The 14,560-nt window shown below is 63.2% G+C and carries 13 protein-coding genes and 1 tRNA gene; 5 read left to right on the forward strand and 9 right to left on the reverse strand.

Annotated elements, in window-relative coordinates; genetic code table 11:
* Window positions 1-58 precede the first annotated feature (58 nt).
* Window positions 59-145 (reverse strand) — tRNA-Leu (locus tag QZ294_RS07685).
* Window positions 146-463: 318 nt separating this feature from the next.
* On the opposite strand from QZ294_RS07685, the gene rpoN reads away from it, so the two are divergent.
* Genes rpoN through QZ294_RS07705 form a run of 4 tightly spaced genes read left to right on the forward strand, consistent with a single transcriptional unit; the run spans window position 464 to window position 3,998 of the window.
* Window positions 464-1,888, forward strand: a complete 1,425-nt coding sequence (gene rpoN / locus QZ294_RS07690; protein ID WP_297048597.1) for an RNA polymerase factor sigma-54 — start codon at window positions 464-466, stop codon at window positions 1,886-1,888.
* Between the two features lie 49 nt (window positions 1,889-1,937).
* Window positions 1,938-2,486, forward strand: coding sequence for a ribosome-associated translation inhibitor RaiA (gene raiA, locus QZ294_RS07695; protein ID WP_297048599.1), 549 nt, complete (start codon window positions 1,938-1,940; stop codon window positions 2,484-2,486).
* 49 nt (window positions 2,487-2,535) lie between these two features.
* Complete coding sequence (gene rapZ, locus QZ294_RS07700; RefSeq protein ID WP_297048601.1) at window positions 2,536-3,498, forward strand: RNase adapter RapZ; 963 nt, start codon at window positions 2,536-2,538, stop codon at window positions 3,496-3,498.
* Window positions 3,499-3,530: 32 nt separating this feature from the next.
* Window positions 3,531-3,998: a PTS sugar transporter subunit IIA gene (locus QZ294_RS07705; protein ID WP_297048603.1), complete on the forward strand. Its 468-nt coding sequence runs from the start codon at window positions 3,531-3,533 to the stop codon at window positions 3,996-3,998.
* Window positions 3,999-4,060: 62 nt separating this feature from the next.
* On the opposite strand, the gene QZ294_RS07710 is transcribed toward QZ294_RS07705, so the two are convergent.
* From QZ294_RS07710 to uvrB, 5 genes are read right to left on the reverse strand one after another with little or no spacing between them, the layout of a single operon-like run.
* On the reverse strand, window positions 4,061-4,615 hold the full coding sequence (locus QZ294_RS07710) for an NADPH-dependent FMN reductase (protein WP_297048606.1): 555 nt from the start codon (window positions 4,613-4,615) through the stop codon (window positions 4,061-4,063).
* A 29-nt stretch (window positions 4,616-4,644) separates the two neighbouring features.
* On the reverse strand, window positions 4,645-5,385 hold the full coding sequence (locus tag QZ294_RS07715) for a uracil-DNA glycosylase family protein (RefSeq protein WP_297048607.1): 741 nt from the start codon (window positions 5,383-5,385) through the stop codon (window positions 4,645-4,647).
* Complete coding sequence (gene dapB / locus QZ294_RS07720; RefSeq protein ID WP_297048609.1) at window positions 5,369-6,187, reverse strand: 4-hydroxy-tetrahydrodipicolinate reductase; 819 nt, start codon at window positions 6,185-6,187, stop codon at window positions 5,369-5,371. Before dapB ends, QZ294_RS07715 begins: the two co-directional genes overlap by 17 nt.
* Window positions 6,188-6,220: 33 nt before the next feature.
* Complete coding sequence (gene ligA, locus QZ294_RS07725; protein ID WP_297048611.1) at window positions 6,221-8,428, reverse strand: NAD-dependent DNA ligase LigA; 2,208 nt, start codon at window positions 8,426-8,428, stop codon at window positions 6,221-6,223.
* A gap of 13 nt (window positions 8,429-8,441) precedes the next feature.
* Complete coding sequence (gene uvrB, locus QZ294_RS07730; RefSeq protein WP_297048613.1) at window positions 8,442-10,511, reverse strand: excinuclease ABC subunit UvrB; 2,070 nt, start codon at window positions 10,509-10,511, stop codon at window positions 8,442-8,444.
* Between the two features lie 67 nt (window positions 10,512-10,578).
* Here uvrB and QZ294_RS07735 point away from each other — a divergent pair, with 67 nt between their 5' ends.
* Window positions 10,579-11,094 (forward strand): hypothetical protein, encoded by a 516-nt coding sequence (locus tag QZ294_RS07735; protein ID WP_297048615.1) that lies wholly within the window; start codon window positions 10,579-10,581, stop codon window positions 11,092-11,094.
* On the opposite strand, the gene aat is transcribed toward QZ294_RS07735, so the two are convergent.
* The 3 genes from aat to clpS all read right to left on the reverse strand — a co-directional run bounded on the left by aat (window position 11,034) and on the right by clpS (window position 14,545).
* The gene (aat, locus tag QZ294_RS07740; protein WP_297048695.1) at window positions 11,034-11,744 is read right to left on the reverse strand and encodes a leucyl/phenylalanyl-tRNA--protein transferase; all 711 of its coding nucleotides are present in this window, start codon (window positions 11,742-11,744) and stop codon (window positions 11,034-11,036) included. The genes QZ294_RS07735 and aat overlap by 61 nt on opposite strands.
* A gap of 138 nt (window positions 11,745-11,882) precedes the next feature.
* On the reverse strand, window positions 11,883-14,177 hold the full coding sequence (clpA, locus tag QZ294_RS07745) for an ATP-dependent Clp protease ATP-binding subunit ClpA (protein WP_297048618.1): 2,295 nt from the start codon (window positions 14,175-14,177) through the stop codon (window positions 11,883-11,885).
* A 50-nt stretch (window positions 14,178-14,227) separates the two neighbouring features.
* The gene (gene clpS / locus QZ294_RS07750; protein WP_297048620.1) at window positions 14,228-14,545 is read right to left on the reverse strand and encodes an ATP-dependent Clp protease adapter ClpS; all 318 of its coding nucleotides are present in this window, start codon (window positions 14,543-14,545) and stop codon (window positions 14,228-14,230) included.
* Window positions 14,546-14,560: the final 15 nt, after the last annotated feature.

A 14,560-nucleotide genomic window follows, 5' to 3' on the forward strand; every position in this document is an offset into this window, starting at 1 on the left:
AAAAAGCCAAGTCCCGCAAGGCTTTTTGAACCTTGCGGGACTTGATTGGATTCTTGGTTGGTGCCGAAGGGGAGACTCGAACTCCCACTCCCGAACGGGAACTAGACCCTGAACCTAGCGTGTCTACCAATTCCACCACTTCGGCACGGGAAAGAGTTCTACATGTTTTGTATCGGCTTGGCAAGCATTTTCTTCACGTGGGGCGCGCCAGCCCCAAAAAGCGCCCCTGTCCTCCCCTTCCCGGTCCACGCGCGCATGGCGCCCCGCCCATGAGAAAACTCCGGGAACTCGCGAGGAGCGGGAGACAGGGACTGGCACGGCTTTGCAGCCTTGGTTGCGTTCTCTTATCATGTATGGCACAGTTATTGAAACAAGGCGTTTATGCTGACGCCAGCGGCAGCTTCCTGCCGTCCATTTCAGCCAGCAGCCCGGCACCCGCCGGGGAAGACGGATACGAGTACCAATGGCCCTGGAACTTCGCCAACAAATGAAGCTCGCGCAGCAACTGGTCATGACGCCCCAGTTGCAGCAAGCCATCAAGCTGCTCCAGCTTTCCCGGGTGGAGCTTTTGGAGACCGTCCAGCAGGAAATGCTGGAAAATCCCTTTCTTGAAGAATTTTCCGGCGACGATGCCGGGGATCAGGCTCCCGCCGAGCAGCGCGAACGTATCGAAGAAGACGCCTATGACCGGGAGCTGGCAAAGGATGCCTCCTGGGAAGATTATCTGGGCGAATTCGCCAGCACGCCGCGCGGCTCGCAATCCCGCGAATTTGAAGCAGCTGAAGAAATTTCTCCCCTCGAAGCCCGCTATGCGGCCAAACCCACACTGGAAGGACACCTCCTCTGGCAGTTGCGGCTTTCTTCCATGACCGAGGAGCAGAAGGCCATTGGCGAAGTCATTATCGGCAACCTTTCGTCTTCCGGCTATCTCCTGGCAAGTGCGGAAGAGTTGGCGGCACTGGCGCACTGTGAGCCGGCGGCCGTTGCGGAAGTGCTGGAACGGGTCCAGCTTTTTGACCCGGTGGGCGTAGCCGCGCGTGACGCCCGCGAATGCCTGCTCATCCAGATAAAAAATCTTGGCTATGACCGTGATCCCATCCTCCGTGAACTTGTGGAGTCCCATCTGGAGGATCTGGAGGCCAAGCGCTACAAGCCGCTGCTGAAAAAATTTCATCTGGATGTGGAAGAGCTGCGCGAATATCTGGACATCATCCAGAGCCTCGATCCCCTGCCCGGCTCAAGTTTCGGCGGCGGCGAACCGACCTACGTCAGCCCGGATGTCTATGTCTACAAGATGGGAAACGAGTTCGTCATCCTGCTCAACGAAGACGGGTTGCCGCAGCTCCAGCTCTCTTCTCTGGCCCAGATGGACATGGACAGCGCCTCGGAAAAGGAAAAGGAATACTGTGCGGAAAAGATGCGCTCCGCCTCCTGGCTCATCAAAAGCCTGTACCAGCGCCAGCGTACCCTCTACAAGGTGATGGAGAGCATCGTCCGCCACCAGCGTCCATTTTTTGAGGAAGGGGTCACCAGGCTGGCGCCGCTCATCCTCAAGGACATCGCCGATGATATCGGCATGCATGAATCCACGGTGAGCCGGATCACCACCAGCAAATATGTCGCCACGCCGCACGGCATCTTTGAGTTAAAGTTTTTCTTTAATAGTGGTCTTGAACTTGATGACGGCAGCCAGGTCGGCTCCGAGAGCGTCAAGGCGCTCATCAAAAAGTTCATTGCCGAAGAGGACCCCAAAAATCCCCTGAGCGACGAACGCATCGGAGAAATGCTCAAAGAGCGCCTCAAGGTGAACATTGCGCGCCGCACTGTGGCGAAGTATCGCACAGCGCTGGATATCCCCTCATCCTCACGACGCAAGGAACATTTCTGAAACACGGCCAAGGTCCTGCTTCCCACCTGAAGCATCCCGAGGAGGAACCATGAATATCGCTTTTGCATTCAAGAACTTCGAGGCATCGGATCATCTCAAGAAATATGCGCGCCGCCGCATGGAAAAGCTGGGGCGTTTTTTCGGCAAGGCCGCCGGCCTTGACATCAATGTCGTCCTCACCGTCGATAAGTTCCGCCATCGCTGCGAAGTGACCGTCAATGGCGAAGGGCTGCACATCAATGCAACGGAACAGGCCCCGGATATGTATGCCGCCATCGACCTTGTGACGGACAAGATCGAATCGCAGATCAAGCGCAAGGTCTCGCGCGTCAAGGAACAGCGGCGCAAGGCCCGCAATGCCGAAGTTGACGTCTTCACCTACAATCTGGATACAGACAGCGCCGATATGGCGGAGGATGCCGCCGTTGTCGGCACGGACCGTTTCGCCCCCAAACCGCTGCATCTGGACGAGGCGCTCATGCAGCTGGACTCCATCGGCAGTGAGTTCCTTGTTTTTCTCAATGCGGAAAATGGTCGCGTCAACGTCATTTATCGCCGCCGGACCACTGGCTACGCGCTGATCGACCCGATCCTCTAGAGCAGTCTTGCCTGCCGGCCCGTCCAAGCAGCGGGCCGGCAGACCGGGGATGACCGCCATGCCCCATTCCGTTCCCGACGACGCGGCACAGGCCGCAGCTCCGGCGCCCCTGGCGGGAGTTTCGCAGCCATACGCGGAAAAGCCCCCCAGGGTCAGCATAGTGACCGGCCTTTCCGGCGCCGGCAAAAGCACCGCCTTGCGTGTATTTGAAGATCTGCGCCATCTTGCGGTGGATGGCCTGCCGGCCAGTCTGGCCCCGGAAATGGCGGCCATGATGCAGCGGGAATCCATGCGCCACTTCAAGGGAATTGCCCTGGGCATGGATATTCGCCAGGGCAATTTTCTTGAGGAACTCAATGCCGCCCTGGGCAAACTTTCCGGCATGGGCATCCAGCCGCACCTGCTCTTCCTTGAAGCGGACGACAAGACGCTCATGCGCCGCTATGCGGCCACGCGCAGGCCGCACCCTCTGGAACGGGAGGGCATGAGCCTTGAGGCCGCGCTCCATGCGGAACGCGAAAGGCTCAAGCCCCTGCGCGACATGGCGGACCTTGTCCTTGATACGACACGCTTTTCCATCCACGACCTGCGGCGGGCCATCCAGAAGCGCTGGAGCGGCGCCCCCGGTTCCGCGCGCCCCTTGCGCGTCAATGTCATGTCCTTTGGCTTCAAGTACGGCATTCCGCATGAGGCGGACATGGTCTTTGACCTCCGCTTCCTGCCCAATCCCTACTTTGTGGAGGACCTGCGACCGCTCAGCGGCAGGGACAAAGCCGTCGCGGACTATGTCTTTGCGTCATCGCAAGCCCGCGAGTACAGCGCAAAGCTCCTTGATCTTTTGCTCTTTCTTCTGCCCCAGATGGAGTCCGAGGGCCGCTATCGCGTGACCATCGCGCTTGGCTGCACAGGAGGACGCCACCGCTCCGTTGCCCTGGCGGAACACCTGGCGCAGGCTGTCGGGCAGGCGGGGTACCCAGTTTCCCTGGAACACAGGCATCTTGAACTCGGCTGATCTCAACAGGCCGACGCGAATCGAGGTTGCATATGACCGAGGAGACCAACGCCACTCAGGCGGGGATCATCATTGTCTCGCACGGAGATTACGGCTCGGCTATCCTGCGTACCGCGGAATTTATTCTGGGTCCCGTGAGTGACTGCAGTTCCATCAGTGTTGATGCGACACATGAGGTTTCCGAAACCGTGCGCCGCCTCGATGACGCCGCGCAACGACTGGACAAGGGGTCCGGGGTCATCATCCTCACGGACATGTTTGGCGGCACGCCCACCAATCTTGCACTCTCGCTGCTGGGCAACCATAAGGTGGAGGTGGTGACGGGCGTCAATCTGCCCATGCTGCTCAAGGTATGCACATCACGCGGCACGCCCCTGGACGAACTGGCGCGCCAGGCGGGCGAGGCGGGCACGCGCGGCATCGTGGTCGCGGGCGACATGCTGCGCGGCAAGGGCAAGGAAAAGACCGAAGCCCAAGGAGCCGCGGAAGAGAAGCCGTAGGCGCCCCCTCTTTCGAAAAAAACGCCCTTTTTTCTCCGTCTCCCGACGCCGTCAGCGCCGTGTCAGGCGCGCCCTTTTTTCAGGACCTGCGCCCAGTCCACCAGCCCCTGCAGCAGGGCCGCCAGCCGTTTTTCCAGCTCCGCATCCACAAGGTCGCCCGCCGTGTCAAAGGCCGGAGAAAACGCGTTGGAAAAAAATTCCGGCGTATTCAGCAGATGCAGGTCCAGATAGACACAGACCTGGCGCAGATGGTTCTGGCTGCGCGCGGTTCCCATACCGCCCCCCGCGCCAACGATGGCGGCGGGCTTTCCTGAAAACGGTTTGAGTCCAGGCTCGCGCGAAAGCCAGTCCAGCGCGTTTTTCAGCGCCGGAGCAAGTGAATAGTTGTATTCCGGCGAAGCGAAGAGAAAACCATCCGCGTTTTCCGCCAGGCCGACGAGCCGGCGCACGCTCTCAGGTTTGGGAATATCCTCATTGAAAAACGGCAGGGCGGAGATATCAGCGATGTCAAGCCTGCTGCCGGCGGGCATGAGTTCCCTCGCCTTGCGAAGAAGGCCCCTATTGCGCGACGCGCGCCTCAGGCTGCCGCACACGCCGAGAAACACCAGCTCGTCCATGGATTTTCCTCCCTCGTTTATGTCGGGCATCATTTTGCCGCTTTTCCGGCATCTCCGAGCAGGGAGACATATTTGCGTACATAGGCCGCAGATTCCTTCCGTTTGTACTGCATGATGTACCGGGGATGCTCAAGCGGCACGATGCGCTCAAAGAAGCCGTACTCCTCGTTCAGACGCTCAATGAAGGCGGCATTTTTGCCCGTTCCCAGGCAAAAGCACACATCGCGGCGGATACCGAAGGCGAGCTGACGCCGCAGGCACTCCACCATGAACGGCCGTGCCGCGTCCTCCAGGCGCCGGTCATCGTAATAATTGTAGTTTTTCTTCCGTCCCCCCTCTGTCGCGCGGACAAAACCGAGGGGGCAGATGGAATTGATATACCATGAACGGTAAAACGCCCTGGGTCCGCCCATGGCATGGATCACCTCATAGACAAAAACGCTCGATGGCTCGTGCGCCGACACGCAGGCGGCAATATGGATGCCGCAGGCTTCCGCAAGCCTTTTGGGATCCGTGAACGGCACTCCCGTGATCCCCGCGCCGAAACGCCCGGGATTGATGCCGAGAATGATGCGCCGTTCCAGATGATCGGCATAAAACTTGCGGTAAAATGCCGTTGATGCGGCCTGGGCGCACGCGCTGCCGGGAAAGGGATTCATCACCTCCACGCCACCGGGCAGAGGCGCCTCAAAGCGCAACGCCGCATTGAAGGCAAGGACCCGCTCCCCGAAGGTCGGCGCCGGAGCGTCAATGTCAGTTCCCGCGGTCATCGGCCTGCCGGTCAAAGGTATCTTCCATGGAGTACAGCCGTCCCGGAGCGCGTGTCGCCAGCCATCGGGCGGCCCGAAGGGCGCCCCCCGCGAAGTTCTCGCGGGAATGCGCCTGGTGCGTCACTTCGATGCGTTCACCGGGTCCCAGAAAATAGACGGTGTGGACGCCCACCACATCGCCGCCGCGCACGGCCTGAATGCCGATCTCGGCATGGGGCCGCGCGCCGATCATGCCGTCCCTGGCGGAACAGCGCACCTCCGGCAATGCCCAGCCCCTGGCTTCAGCCAGCCGCTCGCCCAGCGCCAGAGCCGTGCCGCTGGGGGCGTCTTTCTTGCGGCCGTGGTGGATCTCCACCATCTCCATGTCATAGGCGGGTCCAAGGGCGCGCGCCAGTTCCGGCAGCAGGCGGAGCAGGACATTGACGCCCACGCTCATGTTTGCCGACCAGAACAGGGGCGTTTTCCGGGCAAGTTCGCGCAATTCGGCTTTTTGCGCCTCACTGAAACCCGTGGTGCCGATCACCAGGGGGATCCGGTGCACCGCGGCGATGCGCGCCGTGCCCATACTCGCCTCGGGCGTTGTGAAATCGATGACCACCGCTCCGGAAACCTCCGCGGCAAGCTCCTCGAGATCCCTGGCGGCCGGAATGCCGCAATCCTTGAGTCCGGCAAGGGTTTCCTCCCGATCGACCAGACCCGCGAGAACGAAATTTTCTTCCTCTTCCGCAAGACGGCGGATCATCCTGCCCATGCGGCCTTCCGCCCCGACAACGACAATACGCGTTTTTTCCGAGCCAGCCATCTGTACTCCTTGCGATTTTTCCAAAACTTCAAGTTACTCTTGAAGAAAATCAACAGGCATTTCCACTCCGGCCCCGGCAAGAAGCCGCCTGAACCCCTCCCCATCAAGAATGGGAATGCCCAGGGCCTTCGCCTTGTCCAGCTTGCTGCCCGGCTTTTCCCCGGCAACGAGGTAATCGAGTTTCCTGCTCACGCCCCCAACGGGGATGGCGCCCGCAGCTTCGGCGAGCGCCTGCGCCCTGGCGCGCGGCAACGGCAGCGTGCCCGTGAACAGGATTGTCTTGCCGGTGAGCGGCGTTGCGCGCGCTTGGGCGGCGGGCGCAGGGGCGTCCGCGCCAGGCGAAACGGGCCAGAGCCCACGCTCGCGCAGTTGCTCCAGAACGATACGGTTTGCCGGGGTCGCAAAAAAATACCGGATGGATGCCGCCACTTCGGGTCCAATATCCGGCAGCTCCAGCAGTGTTTCCGTGGGCGCGGCGGCAAGTTCGTCCAGATCCCGGAAGCGCGAAGCCAGCAGACGCGCCGTCTGTTCGCCTACATGGCGGATGCCGAGCGCGCACAACAGGCGCGCAAGCGTGGCCGAATCCCGCGCCGTTTCCAGCGCCGCCAGGAATTTCCGCGCCAGGGTCTCGCCCATGCGCTCAAAGCCGAGAAGGTCTTCCTCGCGAAGAGTAAAAAGGTCCGCCGGAGACTGCACCCGCCCCGCCGCGACGAGCTGTTCCACCCATTTTTCGCCCACGCCCTGGATATCCAGACCTGCCTTGGAGACAAAATGGGTAATGGCGCGCAGCCTCCGCGCCGGACAGGCGAGATTGTCGCACCGCCACGCCGCCTCGCCAGGTTCACGGTGGACAGGTTCGCCACAGGCGGGGCAGGTATGGGGAAAACGAAAGGGGGGCGCGTCAGGCGGCCGTTTTTCCACTACAGGTCCCACCACCTCCGGGATGACGTCCCCGGCGCGCTGGACGATGACCGTATCGCCCACGCGCACGTCACGGGCGTGGATCTCGTCCTCATTATGCAGGGTGGCGCGGGAAACCATGACCCCTCCCACAGGGACAGGCTCCAGCACGGCCACAGGGGTGAGCGCCCCGGTCCTGCCCACCTGGATCTCGATGGCACGCAGGAGCGTCTGCGCCTGAATGGCGGGAAACTTGAACGCCACGGCAAAGCGGGGCGCGCGGGCGGTGAACCCGAGAACCTCCTGCGCCTCAAGATCGTCAAGCTTGGCTACGGCTCCGTCGATTTCCATGGGGAAGCCGGTGCGGTTGGCCCGCACCCATTCCGCATATGCCTCCACCTGCTCCACGCCGGCGCACAGGCGCCCGTCCGGCGGAGTGAGAAAGCCCCAGGCGGTCAGTCGGGCCATAAGCTCGCCCTGGGTCAGACAGGGCGCGCACTCCCCCCACTCCACCGCCCCCAGGCTGTAGGCAAGGAACCGCAAGGGCCTGCTTTCCGTGACGGCAAGGTCCAACTGCCGCAAACTGCCGGCGGCGGCATTGCGCGGATTGGCAAACGTCTTGAGGCCAAGGGCCTCCTGACGCGCATTGAGCCGCGCAAAATCCTCCCGGAACATGACGGCCTCGCCCCGCACCTCCAGCAGCTCGGGGGCAGCCCCCTCGCCCGCCAGGACGCGCGGCACGCTGTTCATGGTGCGTACGGCATCGGTGACCACTTCGCCGGTCTCGCCATCGCCTCTGGTCAGGGCCTTCCGCAGTTCGCCGCGCGCATAGACCAGTTCCACAGCCAGGCCATCGAGCTTGGGATCGCACCAGAAGACAAGCGGCATCGGGCCATTCAGGCGTTCATCCCAGGCGCGGCGCATGCGCTCGGCGAACTCGCGCCAGCCGGAAGCGGAAAAAACATTGTCCAGGCCATACATGCGCTGGCGGTGCCGTTCCTTGGCGAGCCCCTCCAGCAGCCTGCCGCCGACTTTCGCGGTGGGCGACTGGCCGCCGGCGAGCATCGGCCAGCGGCGTTCCAGCCCGGCCAGCTCATTGTAGAGGGCGTCATAGGCATCATCGCTGATTTCCGGCGCATCCAGCGTGTGATACAGATAATTATGGCGGGCGAGTTCCGTTGCGAGAAAGCGGGCACGCTCGATCACCGGCTCGGGAGGCGCGGCGTCCGCCGCCGTTTTTGCCCCGGCCAGCGGCAGGGCCGCCTGCGCCGCGGCGCGCGTGGTTCCGGCGTTGTGGCCCCTGGGATGCGCCGGGTCCGGCGCGGATGCGTCTGCCGTCATGGGGGATGCCTTTTCAGTCAGGGAGGGCGATGAGCCGCGTCCTCAAGGCGCGGATCCTGTCCCGCAGCCCGGCGGCCTGCTCAAACTCAAGATCGCGCGCGGCCTGGCGCATTTCCTTTTCCAGCTTCTGCACAAGGGCGGCCACATCCTCGGCGGTCAGCGGCGCGGACTCGTCCGGTGTCTTGGCCTTGGCGCGTCCCCGGCCGCGGGCCTTGCCGGGTTCGTTCTCCACATACAGCGAGTCCAGCGGAGATTCAAGGCTTTTCGTGGTGCTCCTGGGCGTGATGCCGTGCGCTTCGTTGAAGGCCGTCTGCTTCGTCCGGCGGCGCAACGTCTCGTCCATGGCGGCGCGCATGGAGGGCGTCACCGTATCCGCGTAGAGGATGACCTTGCCGTGGGCGTTGCGCGCGGCGCGGCCAAAGGTCTGGATGAGCGAACCCGTGGAACGGAGAAAGCCCTCCTTGTCCGCATCCAGGATGCAGACGAGCGAAACTTCCGGAATATCCAGCCCCTCGCGCAGCAGGTTGATCCCCACGAGCACGTCGAATTCCCCGAGGCGCAAAGCGCGGATGATCTGCAGGCGCTCAAGCGTGTCGATGTCCGAATGCAGATAGCGGGCGCGCACCCCCATATTGCAGCAGTATTCGGTAAGGTCCTCGGCCATGCGCTTGGTGAGGGTGGTGACGAGGACGCGCTCTCCTGCCGAGACCCGGGCGCGGCATTCGGCAAGGAGATCGTCCATCTGCCCCTTGACCGGACGCACGTCCACCTCGGGGTCCACCAGGCCCGTGGGCCGGATGATCTGCTCGGCCACGATGCCCTGGGCCTGATCAAGCTCGTAGCGGCCGGGCGTGGCCGAAACATAGACCACCTGATTCAACAGGGCGGTGAACTCCTCAAATCTGAGGGGCCTGTTGTCCAGTGCCGAGGGCAGGCGAAAGCCGTAGTCCACAAGGGTCTGCTTGCGCGAGCGGTCGCCCTTGAACATGCCGCCCACCTGCGGGATGGTGATGTGCGATTCGTCCACGAACAGGAGAAAATCACGGGGAAAGTAGTTGAGCAGGCAGGAGGGAGGTTCCCCGGGTTTGCGGCCGTCAAGATGGCGGGTATAGTTTTCAATGCCGTTGCAGTAGCCGAGTTCCTCCAGCATCTCCAGATCGAGCTGGGTGCGCTGCTCCAGCCGCTGCGCCTCCAGAAGCTTGCCATGCTCCTTGAACCATGTCAGGCGGTCGGCCAGTTCCGTGCGGATGTCGTTGGCGGCGCGGTGGAGATTGTCCTGCGCGGAGACAAAGTGGCTCGCCGGATACAGCACCGTCTTGCCCACTTCCGCCAGCGTTTCGCCGGTGAGGGGGTCTATCTCGCGCAGGGATTCGATCTCGTCGCCGAAGTATTCCAGCCGCAGCGCGCGCTCATGGTGATAGGCGGGAATGATCTCCAGCGCATCGCCGCGCACACGGAACGTGCCCCGGTGAAAGTCGTAGTCATTGCGTTCGTAATGGACTTCCACCAGGCGGCTGATGAGGGCATCCATGGGAAAAAGCTGCCCCGCCTCCACGGGAATGACCATCCTTGCGTAGTATTCCGGCGAACCCAGGCCGTAGATGCACGAGACCGACGCCACGATGATGACGTCGCGCCGGGTCAGCAGGGCGTGCGTGGCCGCATGGCGCAGCTTGTCGATATTGTCGTTGATGGACGAATCCTTCTCGATATAGGTATCCGAGGCGGGCACATAGGCTTCCGGCTGGTAGTAGTCGTAGTAGCTGACGAAATACTCCACGGCATTGTGCGGGAAAAGTTCGCGGAACTCGTTATACAACTGGGCGGCCAGCGTCTTGTTGGGGGCCAGCACCAACGCGGGCCGCTGGCATGCGGCGATGACGTTCGCCATGCTGAACGTCTTGCCGGACCCCGTGACGCCGAGCAGCACCTGGGCGGGCACACCGGCGCGGATATTTTCCACCAGGCCCGCAATGGCCTGCGGCTGGTCGCCCATGGGGACATACCGGGTTTGCAGGTCGAACGGCGCTGCGGGACCCGCTTCCAAAACCGGGATATTTAGCTTACCATCATTGAGATGCATATCAGCCCTCCGGCTGTGCCCAACCATCTGGAATTCCGGCCGCAAGGCCGCAACTGACGGGGACGCTATGGAAATTTTGCGGCTTGACGCGCCGAAACCATCGCTGTGCGACAGGATCTATGTTCTCGGGGCCACACTGAAAGCGTTCCGCGGGCAACGCCATGTGGAAACGCACATCATCCGGCACGGCGCCACGGAAGAGGAACTGGCCGCCTTGCGCGGCAAAGGTCTCGTGGCGCCGCCCGATCCTTCCATGCCCGCGGCGCTCCTTGAGGGAGCCACGGAAGACCGCGCCCTGCGCTGCCTTCTTGAAGCCTTCACCGCCGAGGAAAGTGAGGCGCTTGCCGCGTGGCTCGAACGCCGCTACGCGGACAGGATCGAAAAACTCGTCATCTGCCCGCTGGAACTGCCCGTTCCCCTGGGCGTCGGGCCTCTGGGCGAGATCCCCGAAGGCGGCCAGACAGGGTTCATCCGCTTTGACGCCGCGCCGGGCTACGCCCTGCCCTTCGCCGCGCGCGCCTTTTACGATCTCTCCGCCCACGCCCCGGAGGAGGCGTCCCCGCAAGGGCCGCAAAATACATAGCGCTCCCGCCAGGGCGCCCAGGGACATGGCAGGGGCGCCCCGGTCTCTGCCGAAGGCCGGCGGGGCTGCCCGAGAGCGGACGCGAGGGCGCGCAGAAACTCGCCCCGCGTCACCAGCCGCGCGCCCATGCGCTCCATATGCGGCGTGGCCTGCTGGCAGTCGAGCAGACAGACGCCGCGCCGCCTGAGGAGTCCCACCAGACCGGCCAGCGCGGCACGCGATGCTTCCGGCTCCGTGTGGAACATGGATTCGCCGAAAAACGCGCGCCCCAGGGCGACGCCATAAAGGCCGCCCACCAGGACATCCCCGCGCCACGCCTCCACCGAATGCGCGTAGCCCAGGGCATGCAGCCGTTCGTAGGCGGCCGTCATCTCCGCCGTGATCCATGTTCCCGGCGGCTGTGTCCCGTGCGCCGCCCTGGGGGCGGCGCAGGCGCGGATGACCCTGGCGAACGCCGCATCCAGCGTCAGCGCAAACGGAGACGCCCGCAGCCTGCGCGCGCTTCTGCGGGGCAGATGGAAACGATCCAGGGGAAGTACGCACCGCGGGTCGGGAGACCACCAGAGCACAGGCAGACCAGGCCCGTACCAGGGAAAAATCCCCCGGCTGTACGCCGCAAGCAGCCGAACCGGCTCCAAGTCTCCCCCCATGCAGAGGGGGGCATCGCCGGGCGCGGTCTCAGGGGCGGGAAAGAGCGCGGCCAACCGGAAAAATGCCGCGTCCATGGTTCATCCTGCTCCGAAGGCTCCTGATGTCCAACTGCAAAAATGCCGCGTTCGCGAGCTGCCCTACACGGCCGTGGCCGCCGCCTCACGAGGCCGCGCAGGCCGGCGCGCGGCATGCGCGACAGGGGCAAGGACCAGAGCGTCCTCCTTCACGCCAAGCCGCACTTCGCCGCCCTTTTTCAAACAGCCGAACAGCAGTTCCGTCGCCAGTTTGTCCTCCAGTTCACTCCGCAGCAGACGGCGCAGGGGGCGCGCGCCCATGGCGGGGTCAAAACCGTGACGCGCCAGCCAGCGGCGCGCCGCCTCGGAAACGCGCAGCTCCACCTTGCGCTCGGCAAGCGTGGCGCGGATCTCCGCAAGGAACTTGTCCACGATGCGGAGCATCATCGGCTCGTCCAGGCTGCGGAACGGCACCATGGCATCAAGGCGATTGCGGAATTCGGGGGCGAACATTCGCTCCACAGCCTTGAGGCCCTTGCGCGCCGCGTCGTCGGGGGCAGCCTTCCCAAAGCCGATGGTGGCGCCGGACATTTCAAAGGCCCCCGCATTGGAGGTCATGATGAGGATGGCATTGGAAAAATCCGTCTTGCGGCCCGAATTGTCCGTGAGCGTTCCGTAATCCATTACTTGAAGCAACACATTAAAGATATCGGGATGCGCCTTCTCCACCTCATCCAGAAGGATGACGGAATACGGCGCTTTCCGCACGGCTTCCGTGAGCTGGCCGCCCTCGTCATAGCCCACATAGCCGGGAGGCGAGCCGATGAGCCGGGAGACCGAATGCTTTTCCATGTATTCGCTCATGTCGAACCGCAGGAACTCCACCCCGAGGATCTCGGCAAGGCTGCGGGCGACTTCGGTCTTGCCCACGCCCGTAGGCCCGTAGAAGAGGAAGGAGCCGGAAGGACGCCGCTCGGGACTCAGCCCCGCCCTGGCGCGCAGAATGGCACGCACGGTCAGCTCAATGGCCGCATCCTGACCAAAGACGCGCCGCTTGAGATCGCGCTCCAGATGCGCGAGGCGCCCGCGCTCGCCGCCGGAGACCGTGCGCGGCGGCACGCCTGCCATGCGGGCCACGACGCGCTCGACATCCGCAAGGGTCACACCGGAACGCCCGGCGGCGTCCCCTTCCCCGGCTTCCCGCCTGAGCCGCACGGCGGCGCCGCATTCATCCATGACGTCGATGGCCTTGTCCGGCAGCAGCCGATCGCGCACATGCCGCGCCGAAAGCTCCGCCATGGCCCGCAGCACCGCGGGCGTGTAGCGGACGCCATGGTGCTCGGCATACTTTTTCTCCAGCCCCTGAAGGATGGCGAAGCATTCCTCCACGCCCGGCTCGCGCAGATCGATACGCTGAAAACGGCGCGCCAGGGCGCGGTCTTTCTCGAAATGCTTGCGATACTCCTCGTGGGTGGTGGAACCGATACAGCGGATCTCGCCATTGGCAAGCGCGGGTTTGAGCATGTTTGCCGCGTCCAGCGAGCCGCCGGAAGTCTCGCCCGCGCCCACCAGCGTATGGATCTCGTCAATGAAAAGAATGGCATTGGGCATGGTCTTGAAGGCGTCCACGATGGCCTTGATGCGGGCCTCGAAATCCCCCCGGTAGCGGGTGCCCGCCACCAGCAGCCCCATATTGAGCGCGAAAATCCGCGTCTCGGCAAACAGTTTCGGCACCCGCCCTTCCGCAATACGCAGGGCAAGCCCTTCCGCCATGGCTGTTTTGCCGACGCCGGCATCGCCCACAAAAAGCGGATTGTTCTTGCGGCGCCGGCACAGGATTTCAATGGCCCGGTCCAATTCCTGGGTGCGCCCCACCAGAGGGTCGATCTTGCCTTCCCTCGCCCTGGCGGTCAGCTCCACGGTGAATTCCGCGAGCGGGTCCTTTCCGGCTTTCCTGTCGCCGTCTTCCTGGGCGCGTTCCGTCCCTTCCGGCTCCATGCCGTGAGAAATAAAGGTGAGCACATCCAGGCGCTCCACACCCTGCTTATGGAGGAAATAGCGGGCATAGCTCTCTTCTTCATCAATGATGGCGATGAGCAGATCCCCCATTTCCACGGCAGCGCGCCCCGAGGAACGGACATGCCCGAGCGCGCGCTCAAGCACGCGCTGAACGCCCTCTGTCTGCGCGATCTTGTATTCGCCGGCCTGAGGGGCGGATTCAAGTTCGGCGCGGAAAAACCCCTCGAGCTGCTCCCGCAGCAGGCCGACGCCCGCGCCGCTGCCCTCGAGGATGGTCCTGCCCTTGATGCTCTTGGTCAGTGAAAAGAGAAGGTGCTCCACCGTCAGCATGTCATGACCACGGCGCTGCACTTCCATGACGGCGTCCCGCAGGACGTCCTGCACGCTCTTGCTCAGCATACCTACTCCAACAGTGGGCCACCATGGCCCGCGATCCCGTCACCGGGAGGTCATATCCTTTCGAGACTGCACTTGAGGGGGAAACCCGCCTGGCGGGCCGCCAGATGCACCTGCCCCACCTTCGTTTCCGCCACTTCACGGGTATAGACGCCGCACTGGCCCACGCCATGCTGGTGCACATCGAGCATGATGGCCGTGGCATCCTCAAGACTTTTGCGAAAGATGCTCCGCAAGATCCCCACCACAAATTCCATGCTCGTATAATTGTCGTTGTGCAGCAGGACACGATAGCGCGCGGGTTCCCGCACCTGTTCCTCGACCCGCGTGAACCGCTCACTGTCCACCCCGGCTGATGCGTATGACGGCATGCGCTCTATCTCCTG

Origin of the sequence: uncultured Desulfovibrio sp., assembly GCF_910584445.1 — a bacterium.
In the GTDB taxonomy this organism is placed as follows: domain Bacteria; phylum Desulfobacterota; class Desulfovibrionia; order Desulfovibrionales; family Desulfovibrionaceae; genus Desulfovibrio.